Source organism: Nonlabens antarcticus (assembly GCF_015356755.1).
Lineage (GTDB): Bacteria > Bacteroidota > Bacteroidia > Flavobacteriales > Flavobacteriaceae > Nonlabens > Nonlabens antarcticus.
Map to the genome: position 1 here is coordinate 97,899 of NZ_JADFCO010000061.1, position 20,346 is coordinate 118,244.

At 39.2% G+C, this 20,346-nt stretch carries 21 protein-coding genes; 6 read left to right on the forward strand and 15 right to left on the reverse strand.

Features of this window, described 5'->3' with window-relative positions; all coding sequences use genetic code 11:
* Positions 1-124 precede the first annotated feature (124 nt).
* Positions 125-739 (forward strand): hypothetical protein, encoded by a 615-nt coding sequence (locus tag IQ282_RS03025; protein ID WP_194850426.1) that lies wholly within the window; start codon positions 125-127, stop codon positions 737-739.
* Here IQ282_RS03025 and IQ282_RS03030 read toward each other — a convergent pair.
* From IQ282_RS03030 to IQ282_RS03040, 3 genes are all read right to left on the reverse strand, one after another.
* Positions 736-1,323 carry a pseudouridine synthase gene (locus IQ282_RS03030; RefSeq protein ID WP_194850427.1) on the reverse strand — a complete coding sequence of 196 codons (588 nt, stop codon included), beginning with the start codon at positions 1,321-1,323 and terminating at the stop codon, positions 736-738. The genes IQ282_RS03025 and IQ282_RS03030 overlap by 4 nt on opposite strands.
* A gap of 302 nt (positions 1,324-1,625) precedes the next feature.
* Positions 1,626-1,766, reverse strand: a complete 141-nt coding sequence (locus IQ282_RS03035) for a hypothetical protein (RefSeq protein ID WP_194850428.1) — start codon at positions 1,764-1,766, stop codon at positions 1,626-1,628.
* 7 nt (positions 1,767-1,773) lie between these two features.
* A complete protein-coding gene (locus IQ282_RS03040; RefSeq protein ID WP_194850429.1) occupies positions 1,774-2,871 on the reverse strand; it encodes an LA_2272 family surface repeat-containing protein in 1,098 nt (365 codons plus the stop codon).
* Positions 2,872-2,964: 93 nt separating this feature from the next.
* Here IQ282_RS03040 and IQ282_RS03045 point away from each other — a divergent pair, with 93 nt between their 5' ends.
* Positions 2,965-3,927, forward strand: coding sequence for a hypothetical protein (locus IQ282_RS03045; protein WP_194850430.1), 963 nt, complete (start codon positions 2,965-2,967; stop codon positions 3,925-3,927).
* 4 nt (positions 3,928-3,931) lie between these two features.
* Here IQ282_RS03045 and IQ282_RS03050 read toward each other — a convergent pair whose 3' ends face one another.
* The 9 genes from IQ282_RS03050 to IQ282_RS03090 all read right to left on the reverse strand — a co-directional run bounded on the left by IQ282_RS03050 (position 3,932) and on the right by IQ282_RS03090 (position 11,028).
* Positions 3,932-4,561, reverse strand: a complete 630-nt coding sequence (locus IQ282_RS03050) for a carbonic anhydrase (protein ID WP_194850431.1) — start codon at positions 4,559-4,561, stop codon at positions 3,932-3,934.
* 162 nt (positions 4,562-4,723) lie between these two features.
* Positions 4,724-5,563 (reverse strand): alpha/beta fold hydrolase, encoded by an 840-nt coding sequence (locus tag IQ282_RS03055; RefSeq protein WP_194850432.1) that lies wholly within the window; start codon positions 5,561-5,563, stop codon positions 4,724-4,726.
* A 135-nt stretch (positions 5,564-5,698) separates the two neighbouring features.
* On the reverse strand, positions 5,699-6,316 hold the full coding sequence (locus IQ282_RS03060; protein WP_194850433.1) for an L-threonylcarbamoyladenylate synthase: 618 nt from the start codon (positions 6,314-6,316) through the stop codon (positions 5,699-5,701).
* A 2-nt stretch (positions 6,317-6,318) separates the two neighbouring features.
* Positions 6,319-6,582, reverse strand: coding sequence for a hypothetical protein (locus IQ282_RS03065; RefSeq protein ID WP_194850434.1), 264 nt, complete (start codon positions 6,580-6,582; stop codon positions 6,319-6,321).
* Positions 6,583-6,597: 15 nt separating this feature from the next.
* Entirely contained in the window at positions 6,598-6,810 is a 213-nt protein-coding gene (locus IQ282_RS03070; protein ID WP_194850488.1) for a hypervirulence associated TUDOR domain-containing protein, read from the reverse strand.
* A 113-nt stretch (positions 6,811-6,923) separates the two neighbouring features.
* Positions 6,924-8,297, reverse strand: coding sequence for an aldehyde dehydrogenase (locus tag IQ282_RS03075; RefSeq protein ID WP_194850435.1), 1,374 nt, complete (start codon positions 8,295-8,297; stop codon positions 6,924-6,926).
* Positions 8,294-8,989: an RluA family pseudouridine synthase gene (locus IQ282_RS03080; RefSeq protein ID WP_194850436.1), complete on the reverse strand. Its 696-nt coding sequence runs from the start codon at positions 8,987-8,989 to the stop codon at positions 8,294-8,296. The genes IQ282_RS03075 and IQ282_RS03080 overlap by 4 nt, the downstream gene beginning before the upstream one ends.
* Positions 8,989-10,110, reverse strand: coding sequence for a GTP cyclohydrolase (locus IQ282_RS03085; RefSeq protein ID WP_194850437.1), 1,122 nt, complete (start codon positions 10,108-10,110; stop codon positions 8,989-8,991). The genes IQ282_RS03080 and IQ282_RS03085 overlap by 1 nt, the downstream gene beginning before the upstream one ends.
* A gap of 18 nt (positions 10,111-10,128) precedes the next feature.
* A complete protein-coding gene (locus IQ282_RS03090; RefSeq protein WP_194850438.1) occupies positions 10,129-11,028 on the reverse strand; it encodes a transporter in 900 nt (299 codons plus the stop codon).
* A gap of 83 nt (positions 11,029-11,111) precedes the next feature.
* Between IQ282_RS03090 and IQ282_RS03095 the strand changes: the two genes are divergently transcribed.
* Genes IQ282_RS03095 through IQ282_RS03110 form a run of 4 tightly spaced genes read left to right on the forward strand, consistent with a single transcriptional unit; the run spans position 11,112 to position 16,656 of the window.
* Entirely contained in the window at positions 11,112-11,387 is a 276-nt protein-coding gene (locus tag IQ282_RS03095; RefSeq protein ID WP_194850439.1) for a DUF4834 family protein, read from the forward strand.
* Positions 11,388-11,416: 29 nt separating this feature from the next.
* Positions 11,417-13,906, forward strand: a complete 2,490-nt coding sequence (locus tag IQ282_RS03100; RefSeq protein WP_194850440.1) for a YfhO family protein — start codon at positions 11,417-11,419, stop codon at positions 13,904-13,906.
* Positions 13,907-15,187 (forward strand): glycosyltransferase family 4 protein, encoded by a 1,281-nt coding sequence (locus tag IQ282_RS03105; protein ID WP_194850441.1) that lies wholly within the window; start codon positions 13,907-13,909, stop codon positions 15,185-15,187.
* Positions 15,187-16,656: a lipopolysaccharide biosynthesis protein gene (locus tag IQ282_RS03110; protein WP_194850442.1), complete on the forward strand. Its 1,470-nt coding sequence runs from the start codon at positions 15,187-15,189 to the stop codon at positions 16,654-16,656. Before IQ282_RS03105 ends, IQ282_RS03110 begins: the two co-directional genes overlap by 1 nt.
* A 33-nt stretch (positions 16,657-16,689) precedes the next feature.
* On the opposite strand, the gene IQ282_RS03115 is transcribed toward IQ282_RS03110, so the two are convergent.
* The 3 genes from IQ282_RS03115 to IQ282_RS03125 all read right to left on the reverse strand — a co-directional run bounded on the left by IQ282_RS03115 (position 16,690) and on the right by IQ282_RS03125 (position 20,345).
* The gene (locus tag IQ282_RS03115; RefSeq protein ID WP_194850443.1) at positions 16,690-18,117 is read right to left on the reverse strand and encodes a hypothetical protein; all 1,428 of its coding nucleotides are present in this window, start codon (positions 18,115-18,117) and stop codon (positions 16,690-16,692) included.
* Between the two features lie 228 nt (positions 18,118-18,345).
* Entirely contained in the window at positions 18,346-19,005 is a 660-nt protein-coding gene (locus IQ282_RS03120; RefSeq protein WP_194850444.1) for a hypothetical protein, read from the reverse strand.
* Between the two features lie 20 nt (positions 19,006-19,025).
* Positions 19,026-20,345: a cryptochrome/photolyase family protein gene (locus IQ282_RS03125; protein ID WP_194850489.1), complete on the reverse strand. Its 1,320-nt coding sequence runs from the start codon at positions 20,343-20,345 to the stop codon at positions 19,026-19,028.
* Position 20,346: the final 1 nt, after the last annotated feature.

Sequence of the window (20,346 nt, forward strand, 5' to 3'; positions counted from 1 at the left end):
TTCCGCTTTCGCGAAAGCGGAAAATATCATATATCTCTATGCAACTAAATCAGGTTTTAATGGTCCAATAAGTAGCTTCTCAAAGCTAAAATAAATTGGGCAAGGAATTTGCTACATTTAAAGTATGAAAAAAGCGTTGCTACTTTTTACTTTTTTAATTGGCCTTTGTGCTGGAGCACAAGAGACGCCGCGTTCTTCAAATAAAAAGGTCAATCCCGTACCACAAACGGAAGAAGGAGGTTCTATACTATTTCCAAAAAAAGAAAAGGAAACCACTCCGTTTTTTTCTAGAACGAGTGAACGTCCTCAAGTAAGCATGCGAACCGACACGGATTTACTAGATCCAGGGGTTCAATTTAAAAAGCAGAAATTTTTTAAGGATAACGGGAATGCTATCGGTTTTAGAAGCGATACTTTTCTAGGCGAGATACGTACAGGAGAAAATGTTCTTGAAATGGTTTGCCGCGACCATCAATATGAAGATGGTGACCTTGTTAGGGTGTGGCTCGATGGTGTAGTATTAGTTGAAAGAATTTACCTGCGAAATGTGTTTCAAGGGTTTACCATCAATTTAAAACCAGGATTTAACAAGCTAGAGATTGAAGCCTTAAATCAAGGCTCATCAGGCCCTAATACTGCCGAGTTTAAGGTTATGAATACTAAGGGCGAGGTTATTTCAAAAAACGTATGGAACCTGGCTGCTGGTGTGAAGGCCACCATGATTGTAATCAAGAGCTAAATAGCTCTCAATTTATCATCATCAAGTTCTAGTACCGCTCCGCACTTCATATTACCAATGCTATAATTTGCAATTCTTGCTCTTGCGAGCCTAAGTGTTGGAAATCCTACAGCACTTGTCATTTTACGTACTTGTCTAAATTTTCCCTCGTTTAAAATTACAGAAATCCAGCTGGTAGGGCCGTGCCGGTCATCTCTTATTCTTTGAGATGTTTGTGGTAAAAGTGGAGTTTTACTCAACTTTTTAACTGGACATTCATTGGTGAGATATTGTTTACCGTTCACGCTTATTTCAACTCCGTTTTTTAATTGCTCGATGGCCTCAGCGGTAATTTCGCCGTCCAGTTGCACGTAGTATTCCTTAACAAACGCAGCCGAGTTGTTAATGGTATGACTCAGCTTACCATCAGTCGTAATGATCAGCAAACCCTCACTGGTTTCATCCAGTCTCCCTACTGCCATACAACCTTCTGGAAAATCAAATAATTCTCCCAGAAATCGCTTGTTTTTCTGGTGTCTATCATTGGAAATAAACTGGCTGACCATTTTAAAAGGTTTGTAAATAAGAAAATGCTTATGCGTCATTATTTTGTACCATATAGTTGATATTTATACAATAGGAGGATCCTAATTTTGAAAATTTTCTCAAATCTAAACATTAGGTAATCGCCCATTGATATTTCTGAACAGCCCATTTTTACAAAGCTAAGCGGGAATCTACAGTTTTAGAAGCAGTAATCTGGTTTTACCACTTTTCATCAAAATAATAGATTCTTTGAATTGCATTTTAACTATGATAATTAGAAAAATGTTCTTGAGCTGTGTAATTCTTAAGAGTTCCTTTAATTAAAATTATAGTTCGATAATTAATGCAGGACACGATTAGTTTAAGGAAGGCTTTTTTTCTTTTCTTGTAGTATTACAAGTTTAGTGGCGTCCCATCTAGAACGCAAGTATTTAAGCTGTCGTCGCAATCCTTTGTTGCAAGTGTCAAATTTGTCTCTGGTTTTAATAATCGGATTTTTCATAAGTCAGCTATTTAAAATTCCAGTTAATTAAAGGTAGCGATCTTTTTTGATTGCTGTTCCAGATTCCTATTTGTAAACCCTTCAAATCTGCTGCATTGTTCCACAATCCTATTTGTAATCCTCGCGCTACAATAGCCGTATTACGAAATCCAGAAATTTGTACACCTTGCAGTTTGACGCTCATATTGATTAAACCTCCTATCTGTAACCCATTCGAGGCTAGAGTAGCATTTATACCGCTAACGCTCATCCCGTTTACAATGGTTGGTTCAGATATAGCGGATAGAGTGCTTAAATACAGTCCATTAATTTTGACGCTTGCCACGCTATCTTCCGTTAAATCAAAATCTAGATCTGAGGTAATGATTTTATCTGCCGCTTCAAATATTATTAAGGGTAATGAAAATGGATCTGCGGTAATACTTAACCCATTGACGGTAAGATGCTTTTTAAAAACGTGTGGTGTATTTCTATAACTTATGGAAAATCCATTAATCTGATCTACTGGACTCAAATCAGGAACGCCTATCCAGCTACTTGAAAATGTAGTATCGATAGCTCGATGATGCCACAATTCAAAATTATTGTTTTGCAGTCTATACCTGTAATTTACCAATACAGCTTGTTTAATGCCATTCACTGTATAATGGGGAACAGGTATCTGCAAAGAATCTGAATTTATAAAAGGCTTTATAGGTTGAGGTTCGCTTTTTTTAAGACTATCTGATTGATAAAAATTGGCCTTATAATTTTTTAGGTTTCTATAATCTTTAGAACTTAATCTGCCCGAAGTTGGGACACTTATTTCCTTGATCAACTTATATGGTAAAAGTTTAATGTAGTTAAAATTATAAGTAATGGTATCACTAGTATCTTTTATTTGAGTGGTCATTACTAGCGTGTCTGGTCTTATGTCTATAACTCTGTAGGCTTGACGCTCTGCAAGACCAGTACTCAGATAATAAACGACACCTCGTCTTATGGGTATTATATTTAAAGTGTTAGATTTTTCATTTTTGATGTTCACTAACTCTAGCTGCCAGTTTTGAGCTTCAGTGTTTAATGCAAACGTGCATAGAGTTAAAAATATGATGATTGCTTTCATGACGATAGATTTTAATCCAAAACTATTACAGTAATCACAAAACAATCCGTGATTTACGCAAAAGCAGTATATTCATTTTGTGAAAATCGCAAAATGGAAAAACAAGAATTAATATTTATACGCTTTCGCGAAAGCATAAAATCAGCAAGCTCGTTCACTCAACGGGTGGCAGATTGCTTGTCTATAAGTTATGACGCAGCATACCGTCGCATACAGGGACTGGCAAAACTAAATGTGGATGAAGCAATGAAGTTAGCCATGGAAGGGCAGTTCTCGTTGGATAACATTATGGTCAATAGTGAACAACGTACCGCTTTGGGAATCGCGACGACACGCGTCAACTCGATGGACACGCTTAAAAAATACCTCCAGGAAACAATTTCTAATCTCTCTATTCTTGGGAAAGATGGCGTTCAGCTATTTTATAGTGCCAAGGATATTCCTATTTATCATCATTTTGATGAATCTGAATTATCACGCTTTAAAATTTATGTATGGATGCAGCTATTAGATCCTAACAGTGATAACAAGCCATTTGTTGACTTTCATCTACCCTTGGATATTAAACAACAAATTAAAGAAATATCTAGACTGATTAGTCATTTTCATTCTGTGGAGATTTGGAACGATACAACCATATCCAGCAGTTTGAAACAGATCCAGTATTATCATGAATCTGGTTTTCTGACGCAGCAAACGGCAATAGCGCTCTGTGCAGATTTAGAACACTGTTTAAAAACTATCGAATCTGAATTGAAAACGGACAAGCTAGAGATTTACTATAATGAACTGCTGATCATGACTAATAATTCAATGGCAATAAAACATAACAGACCTGTATCCGGTTTTGTAACGATGACTATGTTAGGTTACATTAGATTCACAGCAACACACATGTTACAGCAGCAATACCAGTATTTTGATCATCAAATGAAACAATCAATGTCAATGACTCATGCAAATATGAAGGACAGAAAAAAGTTTTTCCAAAAAATGAATCAAAAAATAAACGCTCTACGTTTAAACATAGAGCGTTATGAACTACTAGATTTCTAATGGCCTAATCCAGGTGATAGATCTCCATAATGTCTTTCAGAATAGCTTGAAAATCAATCTTTAAATCAATTAATTTTCCAGTGGCAAGGTCAAAAACCCAACCGTGAACTGTAATGCCGCGATCCTTAACTGCAATCTGCACATCACTAGTTTTAAGAACATTGATACACTGTTCTTGAACATTGAGCTCCACAAGTCTTTTGTAACGAGCATCTTCATTATGAATAGCGTTTAATTCATCTTTGTGAGTGCGATAGACATCCCTAATGTTTCTCAAGTATGGATTTAAAATCCCTAAATCTTGTGACTGCATAGCAGCTTTCACACCACCACAACCGTAATGGCCACAAACAATAACGTGGTCGACCTTTAAATGAGTAACTGCATAATTGATAACGCCCATGGCTGTCAGGTCTAGATTAGACGCCATGTTTGCTATATTTCTATGAACGAAAACTTCTCCTGGACCTAAGCCCATTATTTCTTCTGCTGTGGCACGACTGTCAGAACAACCTATATATAAGATATCTGGATCTTGACCGGAAGCTAGTTTGTCAAAATATTTGTTATCGTCATCTAGCTTCGTTTTAATCCACTCTTTATTGTTTTCGAAAATTTTATCGATGTTCTTCATTAATCTCTTTTAATTGATGCACAAAATACAATATTAGCCGATTTTCGTTGAGTTTTAATGAACTATTTGGCAGATAATAATAGAATTATTTAATTTTAGAAAACAAATATCTCTAAAAAGGGAAATTGTTCAATTCAAGATTTTTTTAGATAGTTATAGCTTTTATTTTTCTTTTAAAAAATTTAGGACCGTTGTATTCAATTGTTCGGTATGAGTTAAATACAATCCATGTGGTGCATTTTTGAACATTTCTAATGTTGAATTGGCTACCATTTCGTGCCCCTGTTTTGACGTGGGTGCGGGTGGAACGACGGCATCTGCATCACCATGAATAAATAAAGTAGGAACATCTATTTTTTTCATAGCAGCACGTAAATCCGTTTTTCCGAAAGCATCTATACAGTCTAGAGTTCCCTTAGGAGAGGCGCTCACGGCGATATTAAAACTATGATCTAACATTCCTTGAGAGATTGTCTCTTGGTTATCTTTATAATTGAGAAAGTTTTTACCAAATTCCTGTAAGAATCCTGCTCGATCTTTTTTTACACCATCTTTCATACCTTCAAATACATCTGACGGCACGCCATCAGGATTGTCATTTGTTTTAAGCATGAAAGGAGCAATAGAACTCACAAATATCAGGTGTGCTAAATTGTCTGTACCGAACATTTCAACATACTTACCTAATTCACCGCCACCCATTGAAAAGCCAATTAATGTAACATCCTTAAGATCTAGTTCTTTTATAAGATTATTTAAATCTTGAGACATGCTATCATAAGTATAGCCGTCAAACGGCCTGGATGATTTACCGAATCCTCTACGGTCATAAGTAATTACACGATAACCGGCATCAACTAATGCTGGAACCTGATATTCCCACATGTCTCCACTTAACGGCCATCCATGAACTAGAACAATAGGCTTTCCAGATCCCGAATCTTCGTAGTAAATTGAAATATTTGAATTTGCGCTTGCGGTGTTCGTTTCTAGATAAGGCATAAATTTGTATTGATTTACTTCTAAAATAAACCTTATCAATGTGCGGTCATTCTAAAGCTTTAAGAATTTGCATTTCCTTAAGATGAAAAAAACCTCCATTTCTGGAGGTCTTATATATTTAAAATGTAAATGAATCTATAGTTCTATACTGCCTTTTCCTTCCCGTATCAACGTCGGTTCTGGGGTTGTGAGATCGATGACAGTAGACCCTATGTTTCCACCGGCACCACCATCAATAACATAGTCCACTAATTTATCCCACTTTTCAGCAATTAAACTAGGGTCTGTAGTGTACTCTAAAACCTCATCATCATCCTTGATAGAAGTAGATATGATGGGATTTCCTAGTTCACGAACTAGGCCTATTGCTATAGAATTATCAGGAACACGTATTCCTACCGTTTTTTTCTTCTTAAAAATCCCGGGAAGGTTATTATTTCCTGGTAATATAAAAGTATATGGACCGGGAAGGTTACGCTTTAATAATTTAAAAGTAGCAGAGTCAATCTGGCTGGTATAGTCGCTCAAATTACTCAGGCTCTCACAAATAAAAGAAAAGTTAGCTTTATCAGACTTGATCCCTTTAATTTGTGCGATCTTTTCAATTGCAGCTTTATTTGTAATGTCACAACCTAAACCGTAAACCGTATCGGTTGGATAAATGACTAGTGCGCCCTCTCGCATCGCCTTGGCAATTTTACGCAATTGCTTTTGGTCGGTTTTCTCTTCGTAAAGTTTTATTAGTTCTGCCATAATTAAGATCTGTTTAGAATGAAGTCTAGCGGCATAAATAGCACACTAGCAATCACAATAAATATCGCAATTTTTAACCATAATGGAAACATTATTTTAGGTTTGCTGGAAATTCGTTCATATTCATGACGGCCATCCTTGCGTATTTTGATAGCCATGCGATCCTGATGGTCTGTAAATTCCCTGAAACCGTAAATTAGAACCGCTACAATTATTGATAAAATCAGAAACTCTATCATGCCGCCAGTTAATACCATGTAATTCATTGTTCAAAGTTTTAATTAATCAGCGCGTTCTACTTCGCTTTCTAACTTTAAAACGGCATCACCGTCCTCTTGTTTTATGTAAAGTGCTTTATTGCCTTCCTCGCCATCACGTGTAATTTCGCTGCCTTTTATGGTGCGGGTCACTTTTTTACTAAAGGTTGATTGCACGACTCCTTCAGCAGTACCGTTGCCCCATTTCCATCTGACTTTAGTCCCTTCTTTTATCATCACCTTTTTCCTTTAAAGATAGGAGAAGTTCGCTTTCGCGAAAGCGAAATAACATCAACTTAACCTTTTAATGTAAGTAGTATTAGTTACCAGAAAATACACAGTGTTTTAATTTAGATCCACTTCAACGCTTTTTTTACTAAAGCGATGCGCTTGTCATAGGGCGGATATTTCAGGGGAAGGTCTAACCAGGTACCGCGATGTACCACGCTCTTAAAGTGGCTGAAGGTTTCAAATGTTTTCTTACCGTGATAGCTTCCAATCCCACTGTTACCAACGCCGCCAAAAGGTAGTCCCTCATTCAAGAATTGCACCATACTGTCATTTACCACGCCACCGCCGAAGGAAAATCTTTCAATAAACCAGCTTGCAAAATCGTTATGACTGGTGTAAACATAAGCTCCTAAAGGCTTCTCATAACTAGAGATCCATTCTTCAATATCTGACTTATTTGCGTAACTTATAATGGGTAAAATAGGGCCGAAAATCTCGTCTTTCATCACTTTGCTGTCCCGGGAAGGCTCGTCCAGTAGGGTAGGAGCAATATACAGGTCTGATTTGTCATTTTCTCCACCAGTGATTACGGTAGAATCTTCAATCATTTCCATCAACGCCTCAAAATGTTTTTCTCTTATCACACGCGGATAATCTGCCGACTCCTTTGCGTCCTCACCAAAAAATATTTTAATATCTTTTTTCAAAAGCCCAACAAACTCCGCTTTAACCGATTCATGTACCAGCAGATAATCTGGCGCAATACAGGTCTGGCCGGTGTTTAGGAATTTTGCCCATACGATTCGTTTAGAGCAAACTTCTAGATTTGCACTTTGATGCACAACGGCTGGATTTTTCCCACCCAGTTCCAGTGTTACCGGTGTCAAGTGTTTTGCCGCAGCTTCATAAATTTTCTGGCCTACACCTGGACTTCCCGTAAAGAAAATGTAATCCCATTTGAGCGAGGTTAATTCCTGAGCAATATTTCCATCGCCCAAAACAACGCTCACATGACCCGGCTCAAAACTTTCCTCACAAACCCGCTTTAACAAATCGCTGGTCGCGTTTGAGAATTCGCTGGGTTTTAAGGTTACCGTATTTCCCGCAGCGACCGCACCTATTAGAGGTGCCAGCGCCAGCTGAAACGGATAATTCCACGGCGATATAATTAATGTATTCCCAAAAGGTTCGGGATAACGTCGTGCTTTTGAGGGAAAATTGAGTAAGGCAGCTCTCACCTTTAGGGGAGCTGACCATTTTTTAGTATTCTTTATGTAGGTATCCAGTTCCCCTATGACCACTTGAAACTCTGTCACAAATGCTTCAAATTCGCTTTTGCGTAAATCCTCCTTTAGAACTTTGTAAACATCCTGTTCATCTCTAAGTAAAACAGCTCGCAATTTTTGAAGTGCCGTTACCCTGTATTCTATATTAAAGGTAATACGGGATTTGAAAAAGTCGGTTTGTTGCTGATGTACTTGTGATGGTGTCATAAATTCTTTTCTATAGCTTTCCAGATAGGGTCGAGAGCAGGAATTGGTGCAGTAATCTGCACGACTTCCTTTCTCACTGGATGTAGGAAAGATAAGAATCTTGCGTGTAAATGTATGCTCGCATCTTTATTACTGCGTCTAGCACCATATTTAAGGTCGCCTTTAATGATGAATCCTATTTTACTAAGCTGTGATCTAATTTGATGATGACGACCTGTTTCCAGTCGTATTTCTAACAAACTATAATTGTTCATACGCTGTAAAAGCTTGTAATGCAGCATTGCTTTTTTAGAATTAGGGACCTCGTGATCGTGCGCATAGCTTTTATTTTGTTTGGGATTGCGTACGAGATAATGGGTGAGCGTTTGCTGTTCTTTTGAGACGTGGCCTTCTACAACCGCCCAGTAAATTTTTTCCGTTTTATGATCTGCAAATAGCTTGTTCATACGAGAAAGAGCTTTTGAAGTTTTTGTAAATATTACAACTCCTGAAGTAGGCCTGTCCAGACGGTGCGTTACACCCAGATAAACCGCGCCGGGTTTATCATATTTTACCGCAATATATTCCTTGATTAAGTCTGGCAAAATAGTATCACCAGTTTTATCACCTTGCACCAGGTCACCAGAATGTTTATTGACCGCAATCAGATGGTTGTCTTCAAACAATATACGGGAGGAATCTAATTTATTCATTACAGATCTTTACGATATGTACGTCTGCGTTTGTGGAGAATAGGGTCAAAATCTTTCCAGGAAGCCTGGACGGCATAATTGTCTTCAAGTTCTGGATTTGTCTCACAAAGGTCGATCCCGTAGTTCATGAAATTCTGGGTAATATTGCGGAACACCATTGCTGTAACGCCTTTTCCCTGCAATTTAGGGTCAATTCCAATTAAATAAAATGATGCGAGGTTATTTTTCTTTTTTGCTTTCAAAAGATGTAAAAAACCAAAAGGGAACAAGTGTCCGTTAGCTTTCTGCAAGGCCTTAGAAAAGGAGGGCATGGTGATCGCAAACGCAACTAATTTCCCGTCATTGTCCACGACAGCCACCACAAAATCTGGATTGATGAACTGTAGAAATTTCTCACGGTACAGATCTACCTGATATTGCTGTATGGGTACATAGCTTACCAGTTTTGAATAGGACTGATTGAGTAATACAAACATCGCATCCACATAAGGTTCAATTTCCTTGGTGGATTGGAATTTGAGTTCTCGCAGACCATAGCGTTTAGCAATAAGATCAGCAAATTTGTTGAAACGTTCTGGTACCGGATTGGGAGGTTCAAATTTGAATTCGACCCACTCTGCACCTTTCACAAAACCCAGTTGTTCCATATGTTCCATATAATAGGGATCATTATACCATCCTATCATAGTGGCAAGTTCATCGTAACCTTTGATCAACATTCCCGCTCGATCCATGAGTGTAAAACCTACCGGACCTTCCATATATTCCAGGTTGTTTTCGGTTCCCAATTTAGAAACTTCGGCAAGCAGTGCTTTTGTAACTTCCACGTCATCTACCATGTCCAGCCACCCAAAACGCATTTTAGATTTCTGCTGTTCCTCTACTTCAATATGATTGATAATTGCAGCGACCCTTCCCACAATTTCGCTTTCGCGGAAAGCGAGAAACAACCAACATTCTGCATTTTTAAAAACCTGATTTTTCTCTGGATCAAAGTTGGCCATTTCGTCGTTGATCAATGGCGGCACGAAATAGGGATTGTCCTTGTAGAGATCCATAGGGAACTTCACAAATTTCTTGATATCCTTTTTACTCGATATACGTTTAACAGTAATACTCATGTAGATGGTTGTAGGTAATTATTGAAGTGCTGTAACAGGAGCATCCTTATGAAAATCCAGGCGGTAACTCATACCCACGTTGACCTGGTACAGGCTGGGCGTTTCTTTAAAATTCACAGCTGCACTAGCGTCAACCTGCCATTGTCTATCAATAAGGTAAGCGACGCCGCCACGAGCAATATCATCGCTATAGAAATCAGAAATGAGCGTTTGATACTCACCGAAAACGGCCCACCTTCCATCAATAGCATGTGTTAAGGTAAAAATACCTTCATAAGTGGGAACGTCTGTGCTCACCCTATCGCCTATAAAATTCATAACAAAAACCCAAGGGCCAAAATTATGCTGCGTTATGAGCTCAACCCGTGGCGAAATCTTAGCGATATCTTGCGGTAGTAGAGAGTTAGTATCGCTCAAATCAAAATTAACACCGGCATAAACCGAAACTGCTGGAATCAGATCCTTCCATTTAATACGGCGGTTATCTCTCCAACTGCGGATATTAACCTCTCGCTTACCCCATTTTTTAATAGGATCAAACACTAAATATTTGGCTCCTAAAGTACTTCTACTAAAGTTAGAAAACGTGCGATCTACAGAACCAAATCCTTGATTAAGGGTTTCATTAACGCTGTTAAACGTGCCGAAATAAGAGATTTCAAGCTCTTCCCAAAGCAACCCGTAGCGCAGCTGGAATGCCATTCCAGTTATATCTCGCTGATAGTTGAGCAATTCATGATCCTCACTGCGATAAAACGCAGAACCTTCTACTTGTATCACATCTGTTCCCACGGCAAAGGCACCTTGAGAGCGTCCTGGATTATTTGTGTTGATGGTTTCCGTATACTGTGCGATTGCAGGAGTATTGAACCCAAACAAAAACAAACCGGCAGCAACTACTATTTTAAAGATTTTCATAAACGATAATGAATACCAAATTTAAGATTTATTAAAGAGTATGAAATGCGGGAGGCCGTAATTTTATCGCAAACTATAAGCCATTGAAATTATTACAGGCCATTTTAATCATTATAGGCGTTTATCTTGCTGTTAGGTTGATTCTGAAACATTACGGTAAATCCATACTTAGCTGGGCTGGAAAGAAAGCTATGCAGCGGGTACAGAAACAGTTCAACCAGCGTCAAACTCCAGCTGACGGCTCTACTATTAAAGATGGGGAAACAGAACTCAAGTCTAAACGCAGCCATTCTTCTCCATCTGGAAAGAATCCCAACAAAACCGTGGGAGAGTACGTCGACTATGAAGAAATTGATTAATTTTCAATTTCAAACCATTCTGACTCTTAATGCGCATTTCATTTAAAAAAATAGCGCCACATCTCGTGGTGTTACTGATTTTTATAATCACATCATTAGCCTATTTCTACCCTGTTTTGAGCGGTAAGAAATTATATCAAAATGACATTGTTCAATACAAGGGGAATGCGCGCCAACTCATTGAAACCAGAGAGGTTACCGGAGAAGAGATTTATTGGACAGACTCTGTCTTTGGTGGAATGCCTACTTATCAATTGGGAGCGAGATATGATTACGATTTTATAGATCAACTAGATCGAGCGATCCGTTTTTTACCACGACCAGCAGATTATTTATTTCTTTATTTTCTTGGGTTTTATGTGCTGATGATGGTGTTGAGAGTTGACTGGCGCCTGGGATTACTTGGTGCACTTGCTTTTGGATTTTCCACCTATCTCATTATTATATTAGGTGTAGGCCATAATGCAAAGGCACATGCCATTGCATATTTCCCGCTGGTTTTGAGCGGTCTCATTCTCGTATTTCAACGTAAATATCTGTGGGGAGGAATTCTCACAGCCGTTGCGATGGCGCTAGAATTGCAGGCAAACCATCCACAAATGACGTACTATTTAGGGATTGCCTGTTTCATTATGGGTCTTGCCTATTTCATTGATGCCATACGTCGTAAGATATTACCACATTATTTTAAAGCGGTGGCTATTATGGTGGTTGCCGTCGTGATTGCGCTGGGAACAAATGCAGCAAATTTACTGGCGACTCAGGAATACAGCCAGGAAAGCACGCGTGGTCCTTCAGATATTTCCATTAACGCTCAAGGCGAAAGTGTGGAAGCTACAAATGGCCTGGATTACGATTATATCACTCAGTATAGTTATGGAATTGCAGAAAGTTGGAACCTAATCATCCCGCGCTTTGCTGGCGGTGGCAGCGGTGCAAGACCAGAGGAAGATTCTAACACCGTGAATTTTATAATTGATAGATACGGTGCTCCTAAATCTGAAGCTCTTGAGTTTGCACAGCAAAGCGTTCCTTTATACTGGGGCGCACAACCTATTGTGGAAGCGCCAGCTTACATAGGAATCACGGTATTCTTCCTAGCTTTATTTGCATGCTTCTTAATAAGAGGTCGATTGAAATGGTGGACAATAGGAGCAACCGTTCTAGCATTGTTACTCTCTTATGGTAAGAATCTAGATTTCTTAACTGATTTCTTCATCGACTACGTACCGTTATATTCTAAGTTTAGAGCAATTACTTCTATTCAAGTTATTATAGAACTCTGTGTTCCTATTCTTGCGGTAGTCGGTTTATACCAGTTTTTTAATAAAACTCAAGAACGAGAAGACAAAATAAAGGCATTGAAATATGCAGGTTTAGGGCTGGGAGGTGTGATTTTAGTTATAGCGGTTCTCGGGAATCAATTATTTGATTTTGCAGGTTCTTATGATAATTCTTATAGAGATAGTGATCAGTTAGGACCTAAATTCGTTGATGCACTACGTCAGGATCGATTTGAAATCATGCAGGCAGATGCTTTCAGATCCTTATTATTTGTAGGATTGATTGTGGGTGCTTTGTGGATGTATTTAAAATCAAAGCTCTCAGAAAACCTAGTAATTGGTAGTTTGATTGTTTTGATAATGGTTGATCTAATAGGTTTTAATCAAAACTTTATTTCCTACAAAGACACTCCGCAGGAGCAAAGCAATTTTGTTTCGGCCAGAGATTATGACGTTCCGTTTTTGCCAACTTCTGCAGATCGCAAGATTAGTGAGGATCCAGGTTTTTTTAGAGTTTATGATCTCTTGGTAGATCCATTCAATTCTGGAAGAAGTCCGTACTTCCATAGATCGTTGGGAGGTTATCACGGTGCCAAACCTAAAAGAATGGAAGAACTTGCAGATTTCTATTTAAGAGACGAGAATGGCGCTTTGATTCAAGGGGTAACTCCGCAAAACGCTGAGATCCTTAATATGTTTAATGTCAAGTATATTTTAGGTTCTACCGAGGAAGGTGTTCAAACCATTCCTAATGAAACAAATCTTGGCCCAGCCTGGTTTGTAAAGGAATACAAGACAGTCGCAAATGCAAATGAAGAGATCATGGCATTGAGCCAACTCGACTCCAACAGAATTGCATTTCTTCAAAATAACCAGAAAGAATTAATAGGAATTCAAACCATAGGAGCAGACAGCACAAGTAACATAATTCTTGATAGTTTTGCTCCCGAAAATCTGAGTTACACGTCTAATAATCTGCAACCAGGACTCGCTGTTTTTTCTGAAGCCTATTATCCACATGGCTGGAAGGCAACGATTGATGGAAAAGAAGTTCCCATTGCTAAAGTCAACTTTGCTCTACGCGGTTTAAATGTTCCGGCAGGAACGCATAAGATCGAATTCACTTTTGAGCCAGAGGTGGTCGCTACAGGTAATACGATTATGCTGGCCAGTAATATATTGCTCGGTTTGCTCATATTGGGATCTGCTGCGGTATGGTTTCGTAAATCACGATAATTGAAAGAGACACTGTTTATCGTTAGCTATTATTGGCCTCCCGCTGGTGGGCCAGGCGTACAGCGGTGGTTGAAGTTCGTTACCCATTTACCCAAAGAGGATTTTGATATTCACGTTATCATTCCAGAAAACCCAGATTACCCTAGTACAGACGATTCCTTGATGGCAGAAATTCCGTCTGGAATATCAGTCACTAAAGTCGCAATCAAAGAGCCCACGAGATTTTTGAAAAAACTGTTTGGGTCTAAGACAAAACAATTGCAACGCGGTTTTATCGAGAAGAAACCTGGTTTCATAGAAAGGATCTTGTTGTGGATCCGTGGGAATTTTTTCATTCCAGATGCTCGAGTTTCTTGGGTGAACAAAGTGGTTAAAGAGTTGAAAGATGATTCCGCTTTCGCGAAAGCGGACTTCCTCATCACCACTGGACCACCACATTCTGTGCATTTAATAGGATTGTGGTTGAAACAATCATCACATTCAACCGTAAAATGGATCGCAGATTTCCGGGATCCATGGACGACTATAGGGTATCATAAATCCTTGAAACTCACCAAATCGTCTACCGCAGAACACGTGCGGCTGGAACAACAAGTCTTAACAAAAGCCGACCAAATCCTAGTCACAAGTCCCGCTACCAAGGAAGAATTTGCCAAAAAAACCGAAAAACCCATTGCGGTAATTACCAATGGATTTGATCTAGAAACGAACGACACATTGCAGCCCAACGGTAAATTTACCATCAGCCACATAGGAACCCTTCTGGCAGACCGTGATCCCAAAACGCTGTGGATTGCGCTAAGGGATATCGCAAAAAATAATCCAGGTTTTGCTGCAGATCTTGAGTTGCAATTGGCTGGCAATGTTAGCGACAATGTGCTGCAATCCATAAAGGATGCTGGACTGAAAAATTACCTTCAAAACCTGGGTTATGTAAGCCACGTAAAGGCCTTGGAGTTGATGTACGCATCTCAAATATTGTTATTGATTGAGATTAATGATAGAGATACACGAGTCATCATTCCTGGAAAACTCTTTGAATATTTAGCCAGCCGCAGGCCCATCATCGCCATAGGTCCTGCCGATTCAGATATTGAAAAAATATTGGAAGATACAAATGCCGGAACCTACTTTACCTATGACGGGCATAGCCTCAAGGCTCAGATTCTGAAATCTTACATCCTGTTTAAAGAGGGTAAATTAATTGGGAATTTGTCTGATATTTCAAACTTTCACCGCAAGCAATTGACTCAGCAACTTATGAAAATTCTCCAGAACTAATGGGGATCGTGATCAAACATAGCAGTTGGAATCTGGTAGTGACTGGATTTGGTTTTTTACTGGGCGCAATCAATGTTTTGGCACTTGCCACCACTTACTTAGACGACGATTATTACGGTCTGTGGAATTATATTCTGAGCACCTCATTTTTGTTGTTTCCGTTGATGTCCTTCGGTTTGCACAATACTATCGTAAAATATTACTCCACTTTCAAAACCGATCGGGAACGCAATAACTTCCTGACTCAAATGCTATTTTGGCCATTTGTGGGAGCAATTCCTATATTTTTATTGGTCTTTGTTTTTTATGACGATATCAGATTGCTGATTTCCTCTACCAATCAAATGGTGGGTGATTTCCTGTGGCCCATTTTATTAATTGCAGTTTTTCAAGCCTATTTTGAGATCTTTTATGCGTGGACTAAAGTGTATTTAAAAACGATAGGAGGTAATTTTTTAAAAGAAGTTTTTTATAGGGCTGCCGCGACGGTAACACTATTATTAGTGGCATTTGATTTCATCACCCAGGTTCAATTTATCTATGCTTTGATTCTGATTTATTTCCTACGCATGCTGCTGATGGGAATCATGGCGTGGCGGACCTTCGCGCCCAAATTTGTTTTTTACAAGCTCGAAGCATCGAGGGAATTGATATGGTACTCGACCTTAATGGTCATCGCTGGGAGCGTGGGAACCGCGTTGATTGACCTCGATAAGAATATGTTGAATCAATACATGGATATTTCAAACATCAGTTATTATGGGGTTGCAGGTTTTATTGCGACGGTCATTGCCATTCCAGCGCGTGGTATGGCTCAAATTATACATCCATTGACGGCGGGTTATTTTAATGCTGGAAATATGGAAAAGGTGGAATGGTTGTACAAACGCAGCTCCCTTAACCTGACCATTATTTCTGGACTGTTGATGGTGCTAATCATTTGTAACGTGAACGAGTTTTATGAAATTTTACCACCTGCATTTGCAGTTGCGATTCCTGTGGTATTCTTGATTTCTTTGGTCAAGTTTACAGAGAGTCTGCTGGGTAGTAATAATGCTATTTTGTACAATACAAACCTCTATCAGTTCACGCTTTGGCTAGGTCTAGGACTTGCCGTTATTGCGTTTTTGTTGAACATCTGGCTCATTCCATCTTACGGTTTTATAGGGGCTGCGGCGGCGACTTGTGTATCTTATGTGGTTTACGCTTTCGCGAAAGCGTATTACGTACAGATCAAACTTAAGATCCATCCATGGACCACGCAAACGAGCATCACCTTACTATTGGTTGTGGTGTTGATAGCACTATTTTATCCGTGGGATTTTCAATGGAATGTGTATGTAAACATCGGCGTTAAAAGTATTCTGATCACCATTGCTTTTGCCATTACTGTCTACGTTCTAAGGCTTTCTTCAGAAATTAATGCCGCTGTCCAAAAGTTTTTAGACCAAATAAAACGCCCGCGATAAGGCAGGCGTTTTACTATTTTATTGAATTAGATATTATCGGCGACCGGAGCTTCTCCCACTGGATCTTCCAGAATTAGATCTGTTAGAAGATTCTGTACGACTGGGAGCCGATTTTTGAACCGCTGGTCTAGTGGATCTTGATGACGTTGCCGTTGATCTTGTTGAACGTTGCGGTGCAGGTGAAGACTGCGCTCTCGTAGTACGTTGAGGTGCTGGTGTAGCTCGACTATTTCTACTAGAACTCTCTTGTTGTCTAGGTTGCACCGTTCTTTGAGTGCTGCTGGATCTACCATTAGAAGATCTAGAAGTCGTGGACCTACTATTCGTTTTTCTAGCCTGCTGCTGTTCAACTCTGGTTTGAGGCTGTATCGTACCGCTAGATCTTGTTGATCTCTGGTTTGAAGATACCGTTCTACCATTTGTTCTAGAATTGTCTTCCCGTTCTACCGTTCTATTGGCAGCTGTACTACCACGTTGTGTAGAGGATCTTCCAGATCTTGAAGTACCTGAATTTCTTCCTTTACTAATGCTATTAGTACGGGAATCAGAATCAGTAGCCGTTGTGGATCTTCCCGCAACACTGTTATTTCTAGCTGTGCTATTTGAAGATCTGCGGTTTTCACTGCTGCGAACATCTGAAACCAATCGACCATTTGAATTCACAGTGTTTTCTCTTGCAATAGTATTTCTACCGGTTGCGATCTGATTGCGATTTATTTCTGTTCTACGTCCAGTAGCAACGGCACGACCTCTCGTATCTCTACGTCCACGTTCATAGCTGTTATAGCTAACATTATCATAGGGATGGTAGAAATTTCTTTGTGCTCTATTATCTACATAACATCCATTATAGTAACTAGGACTGCTCCAGTACGTCTGGTGATAGCTGTATGAAAACCGAATAGGGTTATAATAAGCACGGTACGGCGAGGAATATACAATTACATGATTAAACAATGGAACCGCATAATACTGGTGCCATGGTCTGTAAACGTAATATCTATTGAACGAATTGATGTATCCAGAATAATTATAAATCACACCTGGACGACTGTAACGCACATAAAGGTTTCCTATGTTGCGAACGTATCCATTTCTATAATTGATATCGATACCTCCAGCCTGTATGATACGACCATAAGAATCATAATATATAGGAGTACTTTCGATCTGGATCACAGCTCCATACTGATCGTACTGAACATAGGGATCATAATCGTATCCTGTATTAAAGGAAATATTCACGTTGCCGTAATTTGCATTGCTGTTGAGCTGTGGCCCGTTGTCCAAATAATTGAAATCAAACTGACCATCAGGAAATACAGCGAACTCAATGCCGCCTTCCGTGAAAATAAAGCTGTTGTCATAACCGCGGTTGCGATCACCATCATCAGCATTCTCTGCTTGGGCTATTCCAAATCCTAGGAATAAAAACGCCAATAGGGTAGAGATATTTTTCATAATAGTTAGGTATTAATGGCAAGTATCAGTACTTACCTAACCTATAAAATCAACTCGCGTGCCAAAACATAATTGAAGTAAGCCTATTAAGTTAATAGGACTTGAAAAATAATTATAACGAACTGATAACTAGTAAATTGAATAATTTTTAAAAACTTAAAAAAAAATAGCACGAGAACTACAACGTTTTCGTAAAAATAGTTTTAGGAGCTTTAAACCGGATATTATTTAGAAGCTGATCAACATTATCTCGGTATCATCTTCCACATCTATAGGCTCATAAACACCATAATTTGTGGCCAGCCTGATGTAGACACTATCTAACGGTACAAAAACTCGAGCTTCAATCTCGCTGCCGTATGCCACTGGGTTGACATAACTTTTTCGAAGATTCTCAAAAGCTAATCCTGGTCCTATCATATCTGCAGGACCTCCGGCAGGGCTAATAACTTGAATGGAAGTGATCACATCATTTTCATAGTAGAACTCGACTGCCTCCTCGCTATCTATGGATAACATGTAAATATCAAAGGCGCCATCTCCGGTTTCAATGACCATAGGACGCAAGGTGTCTTTTTTTCTCAAAGTGGCCGATAACAATGTTTTGACACTACGATCACGTAGAACCTCTGAAAGTCCCAACCTCTTCATTACTATACCAGGACTGAAAGGTGTGTAAATAAACTCGGGCTCCACAATATCAACCTCTAATTCTTGAGAAATGGTTTCGTCATTGGTAAGTTCCAAGGGTGTGACTGTTGTTAATAAGGAGTCACTATCAGTCAGTTTAGGCTCTTTAGAATTCGTAACTTTTGACGAGGTACGATCTTTACAGCTGATTAAGATCACTAAAGCTAAACATACAAAGGAGAAGCTTAAACGGTTCATGGAGATCTATATTTAGGCGGCTAAGATACAGCGGCTTTATAGGTTTTCAAACAGCGCTCTCGAGCTTCTTTGTGATCGACCATCATTTCTGGATAATCGTCCGTATCATGTTCTGGAACAAATTCATTGATGTATTTCCGGTCCTTATCAAACTTGTCCTTCTGGGTAATAGGGTTGAAGATTCTAAAATAAGGGGCTGCGTCAACACCACTGCCAGCTGCCCATTGCCAATTCCCTACATTGCTGGACATTTCATAATCCAGCAACTTTTCAGCAAAATAAGTCTCGCCCCAGCGCCAGTCGATCAAAAGATGTTTGCATAGGAAACTTGCGACAAGCATTCGTACACGATTGTGCATGTAACCAGTTGTATTGAGTTCCCGCATTCCAGCATCTACTAATTTATATCCAGTCGTTCCTGTTTTCCACTTTTCAAATTCGGCTTCATCATTTCTCCAATCGATGCGGTCGTATTTTGCTCTGAAGGATTTTTCTGTCGTGTGTGGGAAGTGAAACAAAATCTGCATAAAAAATTCTCGCCAGATCAATTCTGATAAGAACACTTTATTTTTAGACTGCATTCCCTTCTTCATCATCTTTCGCGGACTCACAACTCCAAAACGCAAATAAACACCTAATCGAGTCGTTCCTTCCTTTGCGGGAAAGTTTCTAGTGTCCTCATATTCTTCAATGGTTGTAGGTGTAACGTCGTAGGCAGGGATTTCAATACCAGATTTTTTAAAACCCATGTCGCTCAAAGTGAGATTGGGCAAACGCGAATTCTGAATACAATTCTCAAGAACAGAACTGGTATAATAAATACGCAGTCCTTCTTCATTTTTATACTCTTCTTGGAAACGTTCTAACCATTTATTCTTGTAGGGTGTGTAAACGACATAGGGATCGCCGTCGCCTTTTACAACTTCGCTTTTTTCAAAAACCACTTGGTCTTTGAACGTATGGAAATCTATATCACTTTTACCCATCAATTCCTTGATCGCTGCATCACGTTCTTTAGCATAAGGTTCGTAATCGTGGTTTGTATAAACCGCTTGAACCTCATGATCCTTTAGAATTTCTTTCCAGATTTCTTCTGGTTTTCCATGATACATGGCGATAGAACTTCCACATTCTTTTTGCAGCTCGTTGCGCATGCGCTGGAGTTCCTCATATATGAAAGTTACCCGAGCATCATCCTCGGGCAACTTGTCGAGAATTTCTTTGTCAAAAATAAAAATAGGTAACACGGGAAGACCTGAATTTAAAGCTTCATAAAAGCCTACATTATCATCTAGTCTCAAATCCCGTCTGAACCAAAATACGTTTACTTTATCTGCCATA